The 17,560-nt window shown below is 68.9% G+C and carries 17 protein-coding genes and 1 pseudogene; 8 read left to right on the top strand and 10 right to left on the bottom strand.

Translation table 11 applies throughout. The features are described 5' to 3' along the window. Positions 1-51 precede the first annotated feature (51 nt). The 7 genes from NSQ78_RS13210 to NSQ78_RS13180 all read left to right on the top strand — a co-directional run bounded on the left by NSQ78_RS13210 (position 52) and on the right by NSQ78_RS13180 (position 6,822). Positions 52-381 (top strand): hypothetical protein, encoded by a 330-nt coding sequence (locus tag NSQ78_RS13210; RefSeq protein WP_049465174.1) that lies wholly within the window; start codon positions 52-54, stop codon positions 379-381. Between the two features lie 77 nt (positions 382-458). Further along, positions 459-875 (top strand): AraC family transcriptional regulator, encoded by a 417-nt coding sequence (locus NSQ78_RS13205; RefSeq protein ID WP_049465175.1) that lies wholly within the window; start codon positions 459-461, stop codon positions 873-875. Next, positions 872-1,528 carry a hydrolase gene (locus NSQ78_RS13200; protein WP_014647472.1) on the top strand — a complete coding sequence of 219 codons (657 nt, stop codon included), beginning with the start codon at positions 872-874 and terminating at the stop codon, positions 1,526-1,528. The genes NSQ78_RS13205 and NSQ78_RS13200 overlap by 4 nt, the downstream gene beginning before the upstream one ends. A gap of 2 nt (positions 1,529-1,530) precedes the next feature. Next, positions 1,531-1,956 (top strand): DoxX family membrane protein, encoded by a 426-nt coding sequence (locus NSQ78_RS13195; RefSeq protein WP_064238738.1) that lies wholly within the window; start codon positions 1,531-1,533, stop codon positions 1,954-1,956. 119 nt (positions 1,957-2,075) lie between these two features. Continuing rightward, positions 2,076-3,923: an amidohydrolase gene (locus tag NSQ78_RS13190; RefSeq protein WP_188238353.1), complete on the top strand. Its 1,848-nt coding sequence runs from the start codon at positions 2,076-2,078 to the stop codon at positions 3,921-3,923. Then, entirely contained in the window at positions 3,902-5,185 is a 1,284-nt protein-coding gene (locus NSQ78_RS13185) for an alginate export family protein (protein WP_064238736.1), read from the top strand. Before NSQ78_RS13190 ends, NSQ78_RS13185 begins: the two co-directional genes overlap by 22 nt. Next, positions 5,179-6,822, top strand: coding sequence for an MFS transporter (locus NSQ78_RS13180; RefSeq protein WP_057493752.1), 1,644 nt, complete (start codon positions 5,179-5,181; stop codon positions 6,820-6,822). Before NSQ78_RS13185 ends, NSQ78_RS13180 begins: the two co-directional genes overlap by 7 nt. Positions 6,823-6,940: 118 nt before the next feature. Here NSQ78_RS13180 and NSQ78_RS13175 read toward each other — a convergent pair. Further along, positions 6,941-7,123, bottom strand: a pseudogene (locus tag NSQ78_RS13175) (alpha/beta hydrolase); the annotation flags it as partial. A 137-nt stretch (positions 7,124-7,260) separates the two neighbouring features. Continuing rightward, positions 7,261-8,085, bottom strand: coding sequence for an alpha/beta hydrolase (locus NSQ78_RS13170; protein ID WP_057493755.1), 825 nt, complete (start codon positions 8,083-8,085; stop codon positions 7,261-7,263). 185 nt (positions 8,086-8,270) lie between these two features. On the opposite strand from NSQ78_RS13170, the gene NSQ78_RS13165 reads away from it, so the two are divergent. Further along, complete coding sequence (locus tag NSQ78_RS13165; RefSeq protein ID WP_064238735.1) at positions 8,271-8,657, top strand: hypothetical protein; 387 nt, start codon at positions 8,271-8,273, stop codon at positions 8,655-8,657. Positions 8,658-8,733: 76 nt separating this feature from the next. Here the strand turns inward: NSQ78_RS13165 and NSQ78_RS13160 are convergent, their stop codons facing one another. The 8 genes from NSQ78_RS13160 to NSQ78_RS13125 all read right to left on the bottom strand — a co-directional run bounded on the left by NSQ78_RS13160 (position 8,734) and on the right by NSQ78_RS13125 (position 17,558). After that, positions 8,734-9,438: a DUF2968 domain-containing protein gene (locus NSQ78_RS13160; RefSeq protein ID WP_049470692.1), complete on the bottom strand. Its 705-nt coding sequence runs from the start codon at positions 9,436-9,438 to the stop codon at positions 8,734-8,736. Between the two features lie 105 nt (positions 9,439-9,543). Then, the gene (locus NSQ78_RS13155) at positions 9,544-11,697 is read right to left on the bottom strand and encodes a TadG family pilus assembly protein (protein WP_057493757.1); all 2,154 of its coding nucleotides are present in this window, start codon (positions 11,695-11,697) and stop codon (positions 9,544-9,546) included. Between the two features lie 8 nt (positions 11,698-11,705). Beyond that, positions 11,706-12,161: a DUF3613 domain-containing protein gene (locus NSQ78_RS13150; protein WP_149901796.1), complete on the bottom strand. Its 456-nt coding sequence runs from the start codon at positions 12,159-12,161 to the stop codon at positions 11,706-11,708. Beyond that, positions 12,158-13,045, bottom strand: coding sequence for a Flp pilus assembly protein TadD (locus NSQ78_RS13145; RefSeq protein WP_064238733.1), 888 nt, complete (start codon positions 13,043-13,045; stop codon positions 12,158-12,160). Before NSQ78_RS13145 ends, NSQ78_RS13150 begins: the two co-directional genes overlap by 4 nt. Next, entirely contained in the window at positions 13,045-13,980 is a 936-nt protein-coding gene (locus tag NSQ78_RS13140) for a type II secretion system F family protein (protein WP_057493760.1), read from the bottom strand. Before NSQ78_RS13140 ends, NSQ78_RS13145 begins: the two co-directional genes overlap by 1 nt. Before the next feature lie 28 nt (positions 13,981-14,008). Next, positions 14,009-14,965: a type II secretion system F family protein gene (locus tag NSQ78_RS13135; RefSeq protein ID WP_064238732.1), complete on the bottom strand. Its 957-nt coding sequence runs from the start codon at positions 14,963-14,965 to the stop codon at positions 14,009-14,011. Between the two features lie 2 nt (positions 14,966-14,967). Then, the gene (locus NSQ78_RS13130; RefSeq protein WP_339206368.1) at positions 14,968-16,317 is read right to left on the bottom strand and encodes a CpaF family protein; all 1,350 of its coding nucleotides are present in this window, start codon (positions 16,315-16,317) and stop codon (positions 14,968-14,970) included. Continuing rightward, complete coding sequence (locus NSQ78_RS13125; RefSeq protein ID WP_064238731.1) at positions 16,302-17,558, bottom strand: fimbrial protein; 1,257 nt, start codon at positions 17,556-17,558, stop codon at positions 16,302-16,304. The genes NSQ78_RS13130 and NSQ78_RS13125 overlap by 16 nt, the downstream gene beginning before the upstream one ends. Between the last annotated feature and the right edge of the window lie 2 nt (positions 17,559-17,560).

Here is a 17,560-nt window from a genome sequence, read left to right as displayed (position 1 = left end):
AACGGGCGTCGCCGTCGGCTATCACGCCGGCATGACTCCCGGAGCGCATCCATGCAGCGCCTGTTCGTGATGTTCCCCGACCGCGGTCCGGGCATTGGCCTGCTGTGGCTGCGGCTGTGCCTGGCTTCGGCGTTGTGCACGCCCGGCGTGCACGCCGGCTGGTGGCTGCTGTGCCTGCTGGCGGCGGCCATGCTCGCGCTGGGGGTGTTGACCCCCCTGGCGGCGATGATGGCGGTCGCGGGCATGTTCGCGCAGCAGGCGCCTTGGCCGCTGGTGGTGTTGCCGCCGGCGCTGTTGATGGTCGGGCCGGGCGCCTATTCGCTGGACGCGCGTTGGTTCGGGCGCCGCCTGCTCGGCCGTCGGCCTCCCCCATTCGGGTAGGCGCCGGCCTCGACCGACGGGGGTAGGGCATCGCACGCCGGCCGCGCACCATGGGCCACCCCCTCGCGGCGCCCCGCATGGCCACCGTCAGTCCGCCCGATCCGTCCGCCATCCCGCTTGCCCCGCAGCAGGCCGCCGCACTGCAGCGAGCCCTGCGCTATGTCGATGAGCACCTGTCGCAGCCGCTGCGCGTCACCGAGCTGGCGGCCGCCGCCTGCGTCAGCCGCTTCCATCTGGTGCGCCTGTTCCGTAGCGGCACCGGCGCCAGCCCGTTGCGCTATGTGCGCCGCCGCCGCATCCAGCGCGCCTGCCAGTTGCTGCCGGGTGCGCAGCTGCCGATGGCGTGCCTGGCCCAGCAGCTGGGCTTCTTCGACCAGAGCCATTTCGTCCGCAGCTTCCGCGCGGAGACCGGGTGCAGCCCCGGCCAGTATCGGGCCGGCGACGCCGCCCTGTTGCTTCCCCATGATCGTGTTTCCCACGGAGTCCATCCATGAGCCTTGCCACCGCCACGCCCGCCCCGGCCCTGCTGTCGCCGACCGACCACGCCCTGGTGCTGATCGACTTCCAGTCGCAGATGGCGTTCGCCACCCACACCATCGACATCTCCGCGCTGCGCAACAACGTGTCGCTGATCAGCAAGGGGGCCAAGGGGTTCAACGTGCCGGTCGTGTTGACCACGGTGGCCGAGACGTCATTCTCCGGCCCGATGTTCCCGGAGCTGCCGCAGATCTTCCCGGGCCAGCCGGTGTTCGACCGGACTTCGATGAACACCTGGGAAGACCAGCCGGTGATCGATGAGATCAACCGCATCGGCAAGCGCCGGCTGGTTCTTGCCGGCCTGTGGACCAGCGTCTGCATCGTTGGGCCGGCGCTGTCGGCGCTGGCGCAGGGCTTCGAGGTCCATGTGATCACCGATGCCTGCGGCGACGTCAGCGAAGAAGCGCACGAGCGTGCGATCACCCGCATGGTGCAGGCCGGCGCGGTGCCGATGACCAGCGTGCAGTACCTGCTCGAACTGCAGCGCGACTGGGCACGGGGTGAAACCTACGACCTGACCACCGGCATCGCCCGCGACCACGCCGGCGGCTATGGCATCGGCATCCAGTACGCCAAGCGCATGTTCGGCGCGCAGGAAGGCGGGCACTGAGCATGCTGGCTGGCCATGGCCTCGATCTGGCCCTGCTGATGCTGCGCGTGGCGGCAGGCGGCTTCCTGATGCCGCACGCGCTGGGCAAGCTGTTCGGCTGGTTCGGTGGACCCGGGCTGCATGGCTTTGCTGCAGAGCTGCGCGGTTTCGGGCTGCCGGCAGTGGCGCCGTTGCCGCTGCTGTTGTCCCTGCTACAGGTACTGTCCGGGCTGGCCGTGCTGCTCGGCTGGCAGACCCGCATCGCCGCGCTTGCCGCCGCTGCCTTCATCGGCTTCACCGTCCTGTTGGCCCTGCCCAAGGGCTGGTTCTGGATGCGCGGCGGCAGTGAGTACCCGCTGATGTGGACCACGGTGCTGCTGGCCCTCGCGCTGGCCGGGCCGGGGGCCTGGGCGCTGGATGGCCTACGACTTCCGGGAGCTTTCGCATGAGTCACGATCCCCTCGACCACGGCCGCCGCACCGTGATGCTGGCCAGCGGCGCCGCGGTTGCGCTCGGCCTGGCCGGTCGCGCCGCTGCCGCACTCGATTCCACTTCCAAGGAGCGTCGCATGAGCACCCTGGTCATCCGCAATGCCCGCATCACCACCCTCGACCCGCAGCAGCCGCATGCCCAGGCACTGGCCGTGCAGGAGGGCCGCATCGTCGCCGTCGGCAGCGACGCGGAGATCATGCGCGGCTGGGGCAATGAAGCGACGCTGATCGACGCGCAGGGCAGGCGCCTGCTGCCTGGCCTCAACGACAGCCATACCCACCTGATCCGTGGTGGCCTGAACTACAACCTTGAACTGCGCTGGGACGGCCTGCGTTCGCTGGGCGACGCCCTGGACATGTTGAAGGCCCAGGTCGACCGCACCCCTGCACCGCAGTGGGTGCGCGTGGTCGGTGGCTTCACCGCCGCACAGTTCAACGAGAAGCGCCTGCCGACGCTGCAGGAGCTCAACGACATCGCGCCGGATACGCCGGTGTTCCTGCTGCACCTGTACGACCGCGCGCTGCTCAACCGCGCCGCGCTGCGTGCGTGCGGCTACAGCAAGGACACGCCGGATCCGCCGGGCGGGCAGATCGTGCGCGATTCGCTGGGCAATCCGACCGGGCTGCTGCTGGCCAAGCCGAATGCGCTGATCCTGTATGCGACGCTGGCCAAGGGGCCACGCCTGCCGATCGAGTACCAGGCCAATTCGACGCGCCACTTCATGCGCGAACTGAACCGGCTGGGCGTCACCTCGGTGATCGACGCTGGCGGCGGCTTCCAGAACTACCCCGAGGATTACCAGGTCATCGAGCAGCTGCACCGCGATGACCAGCTGACAGTGCGCATCGCCTACAACCTGTTCACCCAGAACAAGGGCAAGGAAGTGGATGACTTCCGTGGCTGGAGTGAAATCCTGCAGCCGCGCCAGGGCGACGACCTGCTGCGCCACAATGGTGCCGGCGAGATGCTGGTGTTCTCGGCGGCCGACTTCGAGCTGTTCAACGAGCCGCGCCCGGAACTGCCGCCGGAGCTTGAGCCCGAACTGCATGACGTGGTGAAGCTGCTGGTCGAGAAACGCTGGCCGTTCCGTATCCACGCCACCTACGACGAGAGCATCACCCGCATCCTCGATGTGTACGAACAGGTCAACCGCGAGGTGCCGTTCGATGGCCTGCACTGGTTCATCGACCACGCAGAGACCATCACCCCGCGCAACATCGAACGCATCCGTGCGCTGGGCGGCGGTATCGCCGTGCAGCACCGCATGGCCTACCAGGGCGAAGCTTTCGTGGAGCGCTACGGTGTGCAGGCTGCGCGGCACACGCCGCCGGTCAGGCGCATGCTGGCCGAAGGCGTGCCGGTCGGTGCCGGTACCGATGCCACCCGCGTGGCCAGCTACAACCCGTGGGTGGCGTTGTCCTGGCTGGTGACCGGGCGCACCGTGGGCGGCCTGGCCCTGTATGGCGAGGAGAACCTGCTCGAACGCGAGCAGGCGTTGCGCCTGTGGACGCAGGGCAGTGCCTGGTTCTCCGGCGACGAAGCGGTGAAGGGCACGCTGAAAGCTGGCCAGCTGGCTGATTTCATTCTGCTTTCGGCCGACTTCTTCCGCGTTGATGACGCGCAGATCGCCGACATCACCAGCCTGCTGACCGTGGTCGGCGGCCGCATCGTGCACGCCGACGGCGATTACGCCGGCCTGGCGCCGCAGCTGCCGCCGGCGATGCCGGACTGGTCGCCGGTCAACCGCTTCGGTGGCTACCACGTTGGCGGCGCCGCCAACGGGTTGGCCGCCGCGCATCGCCACCATCACGGTGTGGCCTGCAGTACGCATGGTGCTCACGGCCATGCCGCGCAGCATGCGGCGCCCACCGACGACCTGAGCGCCTTCTGGGGTGCGATGGGATGCTCGTGCTTCGCGTTCTGAGCCTGGCGCTGCTGGCCATGCCATGGATGGCGCTGGCCTGTGACGCCCCCCGCTGCACCGACGTGGGCGACGGCCAACTGCAATGGGACGCCTCGCTGCGCCTCAGGGGGATGTACTACGACCCGGCCCGATTCGGTATCGGCGGCAGTGAAGACGGCTACGGCCTGCTGCGTGCACTGGCGTCGGCCACGTATGCCGAGGACAACTGGCAGGCACGGCTGCAGCTGGGCGTGCATGCCGAGAATGGCAAGGCAGGCGGCCCGGGCCGTACCGACCGTGGCGCCTTGGACGTGCAGCAGGCCTACTGGCGCTGGCAGCGCGGTGGGTTCCACCTGCAACTCGGCCGGCAGGAAGCCGGCTATGGCAGTTCGCGGCTGTTGTCGGTGCGCGATGGGCCGAACATCCGGCTGGCATTCGATGGTGCCCGTGCAGGCTGGAAAGGCCGCCTCGGCACGCTGGACCTGATGGCGCTGCGACCGCTGGAGAACCGACCCGGCGCCTTCGATGACCGCGGCGAACGCGGTGCCCACCTGTGGGGCGCGTATGCGACCACCGCGCGGGGTCGTGGCCCAGGGCAATGGGATCTGTACCTGCTGGACTACCGTCGTGAAGGCGCGCGCTTTGCGGCGGGCTCCGGTACCGAGCGGCGGCAGACCCTCGGTGCGCGTTGGTTCGGCCAGGCCGGTGCGCTGGACTGGAACACCGAGCTGGTGGCGCAGGGCGGTGAACTGCAGACGGTCGCCGGCACGCTGGATGTCCGCGCCTGGACGCTGGCCACCGACACCGGCTGGCGCTGGACCGAGCGGCCGCTGCAACCACGGCTGGGGCTGAAGGCGGATATCGCCAGTGGCGACGGCAACCTTCGCGATGGTCGCGTGGGCACCTTCAATGCACTGTTCCCGAAATCGGCCTACTTCAGCGAGGCCAGCCTGCTGGCCCCCGCCAATCTGATGGACGTGCAGCCGACCCTGACCCTGCGCCTGCGCGACGCGGTGACGACGGAGCTGGGCGTACAGATGGCGTGGAAGCATCGCCGGGCCGATGCGGTCTACACCACGCCGGCGCCGCTGCTGGCGTTGCCGGGCAGTGCCGGTGGCGCGCGCCGCATCGGCACGCAGTACAAATCCGAAACCCGCTGGCAGGCCAGCGAACACTGGCAATGGCAGCTGCAGCTGGCCTGGGTCGACGCCGGTCCTGCGCTGAAGCAGGCCGGTGGCCAGGACACGTTGTTCGCCTCGATCGTTGGAGCATGGCAATGGTGAACGCAAACGCGTCGCAACCCGTACCGGCCGAAGGCGCCTGGTCCCCCCTGAAGATCCAGATGTTCCGATCGATCTGGCTGGCAATCCTGGCCAGCAACATCGGGACCTGGGTCAATGACGTGGCCGCCGCCTGGGTGATGGCCGAGCGTACCGGCTCGCCGTTGATGGTGGCGCTGGTGCAGTCGGCCACCACGGTGCCGATCGTGCTGCTGGCACTGGCCGCCGGCACGCTGGCCGACATCGTTGACCGCCGCAGATACCTGCTGGCGACACAGGGCTGGATGCTGATGGTCGCCGCGGCCATGGCAGCGTTGACCGCGATGGACCTGCTGACACCGCAGCTGCTGGTGCTGCTGACGTTCTGCATGGGCTGCGGTGCAGCCATGGCGATGCCGGCGCAGGCCGCGATCGTGTCCGAGCTGGTCCCGCAGCCGATGCTGGCCTCGGCAGTGGCGCTGAACTCGATCGGCATCAACATCGCGCGCTCGATCGGCCCGGCCGTCGGCGGCGTGATCGTCGCCCAGCTGGGAGCGGTCTGGGCGTTCGGCTTCAATGCGATCACCTTCGCCGCGATGCTGTTCGTGGTGTGGGGCTGGAAACGCGACCCGAAGCAGTCCAGCCTGCCGCCGGAAGGCTTTGGCGCGGGCCTGAAGGCGGGCCTGCGCTACGCCAGCCGCGCCGGGCGGTTGCAGGCGGTGCTGATCAAGTCGGTCGGCTTCTTCTTCTTCGCTGCAGCGATGAACGCCCTGCTGCCGGTGGTGGTGCGCGGGCAGATGCACGGCGGGGCGGGGCAGTACGGCATGCTGCTGGGCTGCATCGGGATCGGTGCGGTGGGCGGTGCGCTGCTGCTGCCGAAGCTGCGCGCGCAGCTGGATCGCGACCTGCTGGTGCTGCTGGCGACGTTGTCGCTGGCGCTGAGCCTGGTCGGGCTGGCGCTGACCCGCAGCTGGTACGTGCTGCCGCTGGTGATGCTGGTGAACGGGTTTGCCTGGATCACCGTGCTGTCGTCGCTGCAGATCGCCGCGCAGACGGCGGTACCGGCGTGGGTGCGTGCACGCGCACTGGCGCTGTACATCATGGTGTTTTCCGCCGGCATGGCCGCCGGCGGCCTGAGCTGGGGCGCGCTGGCGCAACGCACTTCGCCGGAGCTGGCATTGCTGGTGGCGGCCGCCGGCGCGGTGATCGGAGGACTGCTGGTGTGGCGGGTGCGCATTGCAGGCACCGAGGACCTGAATCTGCGCCCTGCCGGACACTGGCCGGCGCCGGAACTGTCGGTGCCGGTATCAAATGATCGGGGCCCGGTGCTGGTGACCCTCGAGTACCGCATCGACGATGCCGATCGTGCGGCATTCCAGGCGCAGATGCGCGCGCTGGGCACGATCCGTCGCCGCGATGGCGCGGTGGTCTGGGGCGTGGTCGAGGACGTGGCAACCCCGGGGATTCACCTGGAGTATTTCGTGACCCCATCGTGGCTGGAGCACCTGCGCCAGCATGAGCGCATCACCGCCGATGACAGGGCGATCCAGGAAGCCCTGCGGGCACTGCATCGCGGTGAGCGTGCGCCAGTGGTGCGTCACTTCGTGGGTGGGCACGATCCGTTGCCGGCCACCGTACCGCATCACCACACCGACATCTGACCCGCCACGGGTAGAGCCGGCCGCTGGCCGGCTGTGCGTGATTACGACGGATGATCGGGTTGTACCAGCGGTACACTACCGAAGGAGCGGCGGCGCCCTGGGGCGCCGTCGCGGGACATCACTTGCGTGCGAACGCCAACAGGTCAGCGTTGAACTGCTCGGCGTGGGTGATGGTCAGGCCGTGCGGGGCACCGGCATACACCTTCAGCTCGGCATCCCTGATGATCTGCGAGGACAGCTTGGCCGAGGCGTCGAACGGCACGATCTGGTCGTCATCGCCATGCACGACCAGCGCCGGCAGACGTCGATCATCTGACCCGCCACGGGTAGAGCCTACCGCTGGCCTACTGTGCGTGATTACGACGGATGATCGGGTTGTACCAGCGCCAGCGGCACTACCCAAGGAGCGGCGGCGCCCTGGGGCGCCGTCGCGGGACATCACTTGCGTGCGAACGCCAACAGGTCAGCGTTGAACTGCTCGGCGTGGGTGATGGTCAGGCCGTGCGGGGCACCGGCATACACCTTCAGCTCGGCATCCCTGATGATCTGCGAGGACAGCTTGGCCGAGGCGTCGAACGGCACGATCTGGTCGTCATCGCCGTGCACCACCAGTGCCGGCACGTCGATTTTCTTCAGGTCTTCGGTGTAATCGACTTCCGAGAATTCGTGCACGCAGTCGTACTGGCCCTTGACGCCACCGAGCATGCCCTGCAGCCAGAACGCATCACGCATGCCCTGGGTGACGTTGTTGCCATCACGGTTGGCGCCGAAGAACGGGGTGGTCAGGTCCTTGAAGAACTGCGAGCGGTCGCCGCCGGTGCCCTTGCGGATGCCGTCGAAGACGTCCAGCGGCGTGCCGGCCGGGTTGGCATCGGTCTTCAGCATCAGCGGCGGCACCGCGCCGACCAGGACCACCTTGGCCACGCGCTTGCTGCCGTGGCGGCCGATGTAATGGGCCACTTCACCGCCACCGGTGGAATGGCCGACCAGGATCGCGTCCTTCAGGTCCAGCGCCTCGATCACCGCCGCCAGGTCGTCGGCGTAGGTGTCCATGTTGTTGCCATCCCAGGTCTGGCTGGAGCGACCGTGGCTGCGACGGTCGTGGGCGATCACGCGGAAGCCGTTCTGGCCCATGAACAGCATCTGCGGGTCCCAGGCATCGGCAGACAGCGGCCAGCCGTGGGCGAACACGATCGGCTGGCCGGTACCCCAATCCTTGTAGAAGATGCGGGCGCCGTCGGCGACGGTGACGAAGTTGCTCATTGAAGGTTCCTTGGCGGAAGGGAGGGAAGGCATCGGCGGGCTGCCGGTGCCTCCGGCAGTACAGCGCAGACGCGGGCGAGGGACTTGCACCGCTGTGGCGGATTGCAGCGGATGTGACGCGTATCGCTCTGGCGGGACCGGTGCCACGTGCCGAGGATGAGCGCAACCCGTCACAGGAACGCAGGATGCCTGCCATGCGATGGTCGCTGATGCTGTGCCTGCTGCTGCCCATGGCGGCACCGGCCCAGACCCTTGTCTACAAATGCGTGGACGGACCGCATCCGGTCTACCAGCAGACGCCCTGCCAGGGGCGTGCGGCGTGGCGCTGGGACGTGCCGGCAGAGCAGTCACTGTCCCGCGGCGCTGCGGCTCCCGTGGTTCCGGCACCGAAGGCGTCCGCCCGGCCGCGGCGTGCGACACGGGCCCGGGGCGCGTTGATCACGATCAGTTCGGACGCGGTGGCCTGCCAGCGCGCGCGGCGCCACCGCGAGCAGGCGCTGCTCAAGCGCCGACGCACCGACTTCGTGCAGCGCCGGCAATGGGACGACGCGGTGCATGACGCCTGCCGATGAGGCGGCGGCGCGAACATGCCGGAAACAACAACGGCGCCCTGGGGCGCCGTCGTGTGCAATGCCGTGAGCGCAGGTCTCAGCGACCGTCGCTGGCCGCGGCCGGTGCGGGCAGGCTGTCCGGCTTGGGCAGGCTCAGCTCCGGGTTGCCCTGTTCGGCCTGCAGGATCTGGATGCGGCGCTGCAGGGCGTCCAGCTGGCTGTTGGTGCTCTGCACGTCGGTGCTGAGGCTGACCGCCTGCTGCTGGGCCTGCTGCAGGGCGGCACTGACCTGTGCCGACTGCGCCTGCTGCTGTTCCATTTCCTGCTGCAGGGTGCGCAGGCGTTCCTCGTTGTACGCCACCAGGCGCTCGGTGTAGCGCTTGCCCGCTTCAAGGCGGGTGGTGTCGATGTAGACCTGGGCCAGCTGTTCGGACTGCTGCGCGAAGGTGCGATAGACACGCTCGGCGTTGTCCACCGCGTCGGTCTTGATCACGCGCCAGAAGTTCTTCTCCTGGAACAGGGCGACGTAGTAGGTCAGGGTGTTGGCATTGAACAGCAGGCTGGCGCCGTAGTTGCCGTTGTAGGTGGTGCGCAGCTCGGTCAGCTGGCGCGAATCCATCAACTGCTTGAGCTCGTCCACGGTGTTGCGCACCACCGGCGCGCTGCGCGCCGGTTCGGCGGCCGCCTCACGGTCGCCACGGGCCGCCATCGCCGCCGGTGCCACCAGCATCATCGCCACGGCCAGCACTGCCGCGCTGCGCGCGGACCGGGCGAAGACCGCGCCCCCTGAAGTTTCTCGCATGTCTAGACCATCCACGGATGAGTGTGGGTTGAGTTGAAGGTGGTTCCCCGCCGGGAGTCTAGCATGGGCGCGGGCGCCGCCAAGGGCGCCCGTCACGGCTCGATTTCAGTAGACCAGCTGTGCGGCGCTGCACTGGATCGACTGCACGTTGACGTCGGTCCGGCCCAGTTCCAGGCCAAGCACGCTGGCCAGCAGGTTGGTCAGCAGGGTGCCGACGCTGTTGAGCACCGGCCGCAGTGCGGCCAGGATCGGCTTCAGCAGCGTGCACAGCAGCCCGCTGCAACTGACACTGCCGTCGGGGTTGGCGACGCCACTGCCGCCGGCGCCATCGAGGAAGCCGGCCGGTGCGGTCTGGATGTACGACGCCAGGTTGTTGCGCACGCAGCCGTTGTAGTCGATCAGGTTGCCGAGCAGGCTGTCGCAGCGGTTGATCAGCAGGCCGCCGACCAGCGAGCCCAGCAGCCCGTCGAGGACGCCGAGGCCCTGGCCGGTCACCGTCACCTTCAGCGCATCCCAGACCGGGCCGTCCTTGTGGCAGGTGGTCAGGTTCAGCAGCCCGCACGCATACGGCAGTCCCCCCGGCACGGTCCAGCTGTTGAGCGGCGCCAGCTGCTTGCTGGGATCGCCATCGCGCAGCAGGGGAATCAGTTTGTCGACGTCGTAGCGGGTGTTGGGCGGGAACGCCGCTTGCAGGTAGCGGTCGGCCAGCGCCTTGGCGGTGTCATTGGCGCTCATGCCCTGCTTGGGCGAGCTGAGCATGCCCGACAGCACGCGCAGCAGTTCATTGACCAGGCCGGAGACCGCGTCACCGACCGCGAGCGGATTGATCCGGGTGGATCCGGTTTCGCCAGCGGCCAGGGTCAGGTTCTGCGAACTGGTCAGGGCGGGCAGGGTGATCCTGTCGTTGATCAATGGCTGGCCCAGCAGCTTCAGCAACTGTTCGTTCTGCAGGGTGGCGTCGCAGACATTGGCCTTGGAAAAGCGCTGCGCAGGGTCGACATTGCCGACGCAGGCGCGCAGTACCGACGCGTCCACCTGGATCGTCGCCCTGGGGGGACTTGCGCCGCACTGGATGCCGGTCAGCGTGCCCATGCCGTTGGCGATATCGACGTGCAGCGGCAGATGCAGGCGGGTGCCGAGCAGATTCAGCAGCGGCCCCAGCGCGAACAGGTTGTTGCTGTCCACGTCCGCCAGCAGCCGGACCTGCGCGTTGTAGGCACGGCTGCCGACGCCGCCGATGGCGATCGACGGCGGTTCGACCACGCCGGCCTGGATCTTGATGCCCAGCAGGTCCAGTCCCTTGACTGCCACGCCGTTGCCGTCGTTGGCGATGGAGATCGCGGTGTTGATCAGGTTGAGCACGTTGATCTGTGATTCCAGTGCGCTGCCGACGGTGCCGTCAGGCGAGACGACCTCGGCGAACAGGCCACCGCCGCCGGACTGGCTGCCAAGCACGATGTTGAGCTTGTTGATGTCCAGCTGGGTGGCGACCAGGTCGGACAGGGCGCGCAGCTGCGCGCCCACCGTGGAGTCGCGGCCGACCACCGTGGCGGTGGCATCGACCAGCTGCGCCAGCGAAACCTTGTTGACCGACAGCAGGCGGTTGAAGTCAGCCACGCTGAGGTTGGCGCTCACCGGGATGTTGAGGGCCTTCAACAGGCCCGAAGGGGTGACGTTGGCCTGCGCCAGGCCGTCATAGGACAGCACGGTGGCATTGGTGACGTCCAGGCCGACCAGGCGCAGGGTGGACAGCAGCACCGAATCGCCATTGGTGCGCAGCAGCTGCGAACCGACCGCGAACACCGCCGTGGGCTCGGCGCGGCGAGCCACCGCCTGCACGCTTACGGTGGGCAGGCTGGCATTCTGGCCGAAGAACGGCAGCACGCTGCGCTCGGCGATCACCTGGACCGCATTGCGCGGGTTGCTGGCATCGACGCTGGCAACGAAGCGGTTGCCGGTGCTCCGGCTGGCGCTCCAGTTGCCGCAGCGGATCTGCAGGGTGCCGGCGAACCTGTTCTGGGCCAGTGCGTTCTGCCGGGCCGCGCTGTTGTCGCTGTTGTCCGCGGTGCACAGCTCCAGCCGCTGTGCGCCGGCCAGCGCCGCTAGGTCGGCCACCTTCTGCGCATCACGCTTGGCCCAGAACAGGTAGCCGATCTCGACCAGGCCCAGCATGGCCAGCAGCGCCAGCATGACCAGCATCATCGTGACCGACATGCCGCCGCGCGGGCGGCTGAAGCTGAACTGGCGTGCGCGTCTCATGACCGACCTCAGCGTCCGGAGGAAGCGGCGTCCTTGGACCGGGCAACATCGGTCTCAAAGAAGTCCGGGATCTCGTGCTCAAAACTCTTCAGGTACCGCGCATAGCTCAACGTGGCCTGGTCACCCAGGATCGGCAGGCGCTGGCCAGCGTGCTGCCCGGATGCCTGCAGGCGGAACAGGTTGCGGGTGGCCTCGCCGCTCTGCAGGCGCGTGCGCGGCGCCGGCGGCAGGGGGGCGACGTCGGTTGCGACGGTTGCCGGTGGCGCCACCCTCCTGCCGGCCGGCGCGGGCAGCTCCACGGTGGGCAGCGGCTCGGCCTGCATCGGCGCGGTGGCCGCTGCCGACGGCGATGGGCCACCGAGCGTCTGTCCGGTCAAGGGCGGCTGCTGTGCCTGCACGGCACCGGCAACAAGCACGCAGGACAGCACAGGCAACAGGCGTCGGAACGGGCGCATCGCGGTCATGGGGTGCTTCCGGTCGGGTGGTCGGTGGTGCTGAAGCGTTCCAGCATCGACGCTGGCAGCCGCTGCGGATTGCGCGGGTCAGGTGGGTCGCGTTGCGGTTCTGCCGCCAGCCGCGTGCTGGCGGGCGCGCGTCCGCTGCCTTCGCTGGCAGTGCGCGCCGCCCCGTGGGCGTTGACGCTGGCAGCGGCCTGGCGCTGCTGCAGGCGTGTGCGGATCTGCTGGGCCTGCTGCTGGATGCTACGCCGCGTTTCTTCGGTGAGGTTGGCCTGCACCGACAAGCGCTCTGCGGTGGCGGCGTCGCCACGCAGTACCGCCCAGAGCGCGAGGTTGGCAGTGGCCTTGGCGTTACCGGGCGAGAGTTCCAGCGCCTTGGCCAGCGGCTCGCGGGCCTGGTCGAACTGGCCGGCACGCAGCCGTGCATAGCCCAGGTCACCCAGGTAGTCGGTGTTCAAGGGCTGCAACTCGGTCGCGCGCGCCAAGTCCCGTTCGGCGCCGCCGTCGTCATCGCGGCGTGCGGCGATCAGGCCCAGCCCATGCGCGGCGGCGGCTGCCTGCGGTCCGCTGGACAGCTCGCGGTACAGCGCGGCTGCGGCGTCGGACTGGCCGGTCTCGCGCAGCGCGTCGGCCTGCAGCAGGCGCAGGGCCGGGCGATCGCCGTAGCGTTGGCGGAATGCCTCCACATGGGCCAGCGAGGCGTACCAGGCGCCCTGCTGCTGCATGCGCTCGATCAGTTCCAGATACGCATTGCGGCTGTCCTGCGGGTCCGGCTCCGGTGGCGCAAGGCTGGGCGCCCGCACGTACTTCGGGGTGGTCGAGGCGCAGCCGCTGGCCAGGGCGGCGAGGGCGATGGCAAGCAACAGGGCGGTGGTGCGCAGGGCAGGCATCAGGGCGATCCCATCTTGGACAGGGTGGTGGCCAGCGCGACCAGCGCTGGACCGGCAAGCACCAGCATCAACGCCGGCAACAGGGTCAGCATCATCACCACGGTCATCTTCACCGACAGCTTGCCGACCTTCTCCTTCAACGCGTTGCGGCGCTGTTCGCGCAGGCGGAGGCTGAACTGGCGCAGCGGTTCCTGCACCGCGCCGCCATGCGCATGCACCTGCAGGATCAGCTGCATCAGGCTGGCCAGATCGTCATCGGCGTAGACCTCGCTCAACCGCCGCAGTGACTGTGCGCGGGTACGGCCGTGGGTATAGGCCACATTGGCCTCCTGCAGTTCGCCGCCCAGCACCGGCAGCGCATCGCGCAGCTTGTCGCCCAGCGTCTGCAGGCTCTGGTCCATGCTGAAGCCCACGCCCTGCAGCAGGCGCAGCAGGTCGATCAGCAGGGGCAGCTCGTTCTCGACTGCGCGGCGGCGGCGCTTGACCCACGACGACAGCACGAACTTGGGCAGCAGCAGCCCGGCCGCCAGCGCCCCGATCACCACCATTACCCGGGCCAGTCCGTGCGCGCTGCTGAACGCCAGTGCCAGGGCCAGCACCAGCAGCGCAAGCAGCAGGCGCAGGCCGAGATAGATGGCGGTGCCACGGCGCGTGTTCCAGCCGGCCAGGTCCAGCAGCAGCTTGTCCTCGTTGGCCAGCAGCGCCGCCTCCAGGCGGCCGCCACTGAGCGAGCGGCCGAAGCGCTCGATCCAGCCCAGCGAGTCGCGGCGCGTGGCTTCGGTGTCGCGCGCGTCGTCGCGCGGCTGCAGGGCGGTCTTCAATGTGGCCGAGGTGCGATGCTCGCGATGGCTGCGCACCCAGCCGGCAATGCCGAGCAGGCCTACACCGGCCGCCAGCACCAGCAGCGACAGGGCAAACCAGGCGCTGGCACTCATCGGGCACCTCCGGGGTGGCTGCGGGCGGTCATAGCGATTTGGCCAGGCGATACAGCAGGAACGCCCCGAGCAGCTCCAGTCCGAGCGCGATCAGCAGGATCCGGTGCCCCAGCGGGTCGTGCAGCACCGGCTGGAAGAATGCGGGGCTGGAGATCGCCATCAGCACGGCACTGGCCGGTGGCAGCAGGCCCAGCACCCAGGCCGACATGCGCGTTTCCGAGGTGGTGGCTGCCAGTTCCTGCTGGGCCTGTTCCAGGTCGCGCATGAAATCACCCATGCGCTGCAGGATCTGGTCGGCCCGGCCGCCGATGCGCACACTCACTCCGATCACCACCGCCAGCACTTTCAGCACGTCCATGCGATAGGGCTGTGCGGCCAGGCTCAATGCACGGTCCAGGTCCATGCCGCTGCGTGCGTAGCGCACCGTGGTGTCCAGCAGGCTGCGCAGCGGCGCGCTGGTCTGCATCGAGGACACCTGGAACGCCGCCTGCAGGCTGTTGCCCAGCGCGGTCAGGCGGACCAGGTTGTCGAGGAAGTCCGGCATCTGGTGCAGCAGCTGCGCGCGCAGTCTGGTGATCCGGCGCATCACCCACAACCAGCAGCCCAGCAGGTACAGCAGCAGGGTCAGCGGGAACATCCAGGCCGTGCCCAGGCGCATCGCCGCAATGATCGCAAGCGCCAGTCCCGGCACCAGCAGCGTCAGGGGCAGCTTCCAGCCCGGCTGCAGCCCAGCGCGCTGCAGCACGCCGTCCCAGGGCAGCACCCGGTTGCCGCTGCTGGCCGGACGGGCCGGGTCGTTGGCCGCGGCAACGGAAGGGCCGGCCGGGACCGCGCCGGTCGCGCTGCCGCGCGCCAGCTGCTGTTCGGCATGCCGCAGCGAGGCCTGGCGCTGCTCGCGGCTGCTGGCAGCGCCCCACAGCCAGACCGCCAGCGCCAGCAGCACCGAGATGATGCTCAACACGCCCAGCAGCAGGCCGGTGCCCATTCTCAGAAGTCCCCGTAGAGCGATTCACGCAGTTGCTGGCGGAACGGCTCCAGCTTGTGCGAATGCGGATGGAAGCCCAGGCCGATCCAGCGGTCGGTCTCGCGGCCGGCGGCGTCGATCTGCACTTCGTGGCGGAACATTTCCTGGGTGGTGATCAGGTTGTCGCTGACCCCGGTGATCTCGGTGATCGAGACCAGTACCCGGCGCCCGCTGCCCAGCCGCGAGATCTGCACGATGAAATCGATGGCGCTGGCAATCTGCCGGCGCAGGCTGTCCTCGCTGCCCTGGAAGCCGGCAAAGCCGGCCAGCATCTCGATGCGGTACAGGCAGTCGCGCGGCGTGTTGGCGTGGATGGTGGCCATCGATCCGTCATGGCCGGTGTTCATCGCCTGCAGCATTTCCAGCACTTCGGCGCCACGCACTTCGCCGACCACGATGCGGTCAGGGCGCATGCGCAGGCTGTTGCGCACCAGATCGCGGATGCTGTCCGCGCCCTGGCCCTCGGCGCCGCCGATGCGGCTTTCCAGGCGCACCACGTGCGGGTGGTTCAGCGAAAGCTCGGCCGTGTCCTCCACGGTGATGACGCGCTCGCTGGGTGGTACGTAGCTGGCCAGGGCATTGAGCAGCGAGGTCTTGCCCGAACTGGTGCCGCCGGAGACCAGGATGTTGCAGCGGCCCAGCACCATCGCCTTCAGCAGGGCCTGCATCGGCGCGTCGAAGGTGCCCTTGGCGAGCAGTTCGTCGGGGGTGAACGGGTCCTTGCGGAACTTGCGGATGGACACCATCGGGCCATCCACCGCCAGCGGCGAGATGATCGCGTTGAGGCGGCCGCCGTTGGGCAGGCGCGCGTCGACCATCGGGTTGGAATCATCCAGCCGGCGGCCCAGCGGGGCAAGGATGCGGCGCAGGATGCGCAGCAGGTGGGTGTCATCGGTGAAGCGCTGGGTGGCGCGCTTGAGCTGCCCCCCCTGTGAAACGTGCACATCCTTGAAGCCGTTGATCAGGATGTCCTCGATGGAGGGATCATGCAGCAGGTCGTCCAGCGGGCCGAAACCGGTCAGCTCCTTGACCAGCCCCTCGGCGACCACCTGCATTTCTTCCTCGTTGATCGGGATGCGCCATTCCTGGATGAAGCCCACGGTCTGCACCTGCACCCAGCGGGCGATGGTGTCGGGGGCCCAGGAATCGATGTCGATGCGCTCGTCCTCGATGCTGTTGAGCAGATGCTCGTGCGCGGCCGACAGCACTTTCTGGTACTGCTCGGTCTGCGCGAACGGCAGGTGGCCCGGCGGACTCTCGGGCAGCACCGGGCGGGCAACGGCATGCGGGAAAGGAGTTACCTTGTCTTCCATTGCGATCCACCCAGGGCAAGGGAGAGTCTTTCCCGCAGGCCATGCGGCTGGACCGGGCAGGCAGCCGGATCCAGCCGTGGCACGAGCGGGGCGAGGGCACGCAGGTAGGGATCGCGCGGCGCATCCTGCAGCAGCAGGTGGCCCTGGCTGGCAGCCAGGCGCACACGCGGTCGTTCAGGCAGTGTCGCCAGCAACGGCACTTCGAAGCGGCGTGCGATCTGCTCCGGGCTCATGCCGCTGCTGTCGTCGTGGCGGTTGATCACCAGCTGCAGGCGCTTCTCGCGCTCGCGCTGGCCGGCCAGGTGCTTCAGCGCTTGGTCCAGCGAGACCAGCGTGGCGATCGACGCATCGGTGACCAGCCAGATCTCGTCTGCCTGGTCCAGCAACAGCGGCGGCAGCTGCCGCAGCGGGCAGCCGCCGGCATCACACAGCACGCTGGCGAACACCCCGCGCAGGCGCTGCAGCAGCGCGCCAGGGTCGGACGGCGGCACGGCGTCACTGCCGCCGGCACGGTCCAGCAGCACCAGCCCGGAGTCATGGCGCGCCATCGCGGTGCGGGCGAGGGTGGCGTCGATGCGGCTGGCGTTGCGGAGCGCATCCTCATAGTGGAAGCGGCTGTCGAGATTGAGGTACAGCGCAAGGTCACCGGACGGCTGTGCCAGTTCCATCAGCAGGCCGTCCTGCTGCACTGCATCGCCCTGGGCCAGGGCCCGCGTATGCTGCGCCAACACCGAAAGATGCGCGGCCAGGGTACTGGTGCCGACGCCGGCGCGCACGCCCAGCAGCACGATCAGGCGCGCCTTGTGCGCGTTCTGCGCAACCGCGGCCGGGCGTGGTGACAGCGCACGGCGCAGGGCGGCCTCGATGCCGGCGTTGTCGCTGTCCAGGTCCAGCACATCGCGCAGGCCGGCGCGCAGGGCAATCACCACGCCTTCGACCTGGCCGGCGCTGGTGGCGCCGACCGCGACCAGCGCCAGGTCCGGTTGGGTCTGCTGCAGCTGCTGTGCCAGCACGCTCGAGGCGGCCGCGTGCTCGGGCCGGAAGTCCAGCAGCACCAGGCTCTGCGGGCCGCGTTGCAGGTCCTGCGCCGAGGTCGGCGCACTGCTGTCCTGCCAGTGCAGGGTGGTGGTCGGCGGCAGCTTGGCGGCCAGCCGGGGCAGCAGTTCGCGGTCGATGCCGTACAGGACCAGGTTCATCGGCGGTCCTTGCGGATGCAGCGGCTGGGCGGTGGCGTAGGGCATGG

The sequence above is a fragment of the Stenotrophomonas sp. FSL W7-1447 genome (genome assembly GCF_037966425.1).
GTDB classification, from domain to species: Bacteria; Pseudomonadota; Gammaproteobacteria; order Xanthomonadales; family Xanthomonadaceae; genus Stenotrophomonas; species Stenotrophomonas pavanii.
This window is presented reverse-complemented; position numbering and strand designations above follow the sequence as displayed.

Bases quoted from the DNA above. Each gene is read 5' to 3' on its own strand.
- NSQ78_RS13210 (WP_049465174.1), top strand. From the start codon at position 52: ATGCAGCGCCTGTTCGTGATGTTCCCCGACCGCGGTCCGGGCATTGGC.
- NSQ78_RS13205 (WP_049465175.1), top strand. From the start codon at position 459: ATGGCCACCGTCAGTCCGCCCGATCCGTCCGCCATCCCGCTTGCCCCG.
- NSQ78_RS13200 (WP_014647472.1), top strand. From the start codon at position 872: ATGAGCCTTGCCACCGCCACGCCCGCCCCGGCCCTGCTGTCGCCGACC.
- NSQ78_RS13195 (WP_064238738.1), top strand. From the start codon at position 1,531: ATGCTGGCTGGCCATGGCCTCGATCTGGCCCTGCTGATGCTGCGCGTG.
- NSQ78_RS13190 (WP_188238353.1), top strand. From the start codon at position 2,076: ATGAGCACCCTGGTCATCCGCAATGCCCGCATCACCACCCTCGACCCG.
- NSQ78_RS13185 (WP_064238736.1), top strand. From the start codon at position 3,902: ATGCTCGTGCTTCGCGTTCTGAGCCTGGCGCTGCTGGCCATGCCATGG.
- NSQ78_RS13180 (WP_057493752.1), top strand. From the start codon at position 5,179: ATGGTGAACGCAAACGCGTCGCAACCCGTACCGGCCGAAGGCGCCTGG.
- NSQ78_RS13170 (WP_057493755.1), bottom strand. From the start codon at position 8,085: ATGAGCAACTTCGTCACCGTCGCCGACGGCGCCCGCATCTTCTACAAG.
- NSQ78_RS13165 (WP_064238735.1), top strand. From the start codon at position 8,271: ATGCCTGCCATGCGATGGTCGCTGATGCTGTGCCTGCTGCTGCCCATG.
- NSQ78_RS13160 (WP_049470692.1), bottom strand. From the start codon at position 9,438: ATGCGAGAAACTTCAGGGGGCGCGGTCTTCGCCCGGTCCGCGCGCAGC.
- NSQ78_RS13155 (WP_057493757.1), bottom strand. From the start codon at position 11,697: ATGAGACGCGCACGCCAGTTCAGCTTCAGCCGCCCGCGCGGCGGCATG.
- NSQ78_RS13150 (WP_149901796.1), bottom strand. From the start codon at position 12,161: ATGACCGCGATGCGCCCGTTCCGACGCCTGTTGCCTGTGCTGTCCTGC.
- NSQ78_RS13145 (WP_064238733.1), bottom strand. From the start codon at position 13,045: ATGCCTGCCCTGCGCACCACCGCCCTGTTGCTTGCCATCGCCCTCGCC.
- NSQ78_RS13140 (WP_057493760.1), bottom strand. From the start codon at position 13,980: ATGAGTGCCAGCGCCTGGTTTGCCCTGTCGCTGCTGGTGCTGGCGGCC.
- NSQ78_RS13135 (WP_064238732.1), bottom strand. From the start codon at position 14,965: ATGGGCACCGGCCTGCTGCTGGGCGTGTTGAGCATCATCTCGGTGCTG.
- NSQ78_RS13130 (WP_339206368.1), bottom strand. From the start codon at position 16,317: ATGGAAGACAAGGTAACTCCTTTCCCGCATGCCGTTGCCCGCCCGGTG.
- NSQ78_RS13125 (WP_064238731.1), bottom strand. From the start codon at position 17,558: ATGCCCTACGCCACCGCCCAGCCGCTGCATCCGCAAGGACCGCCGATG.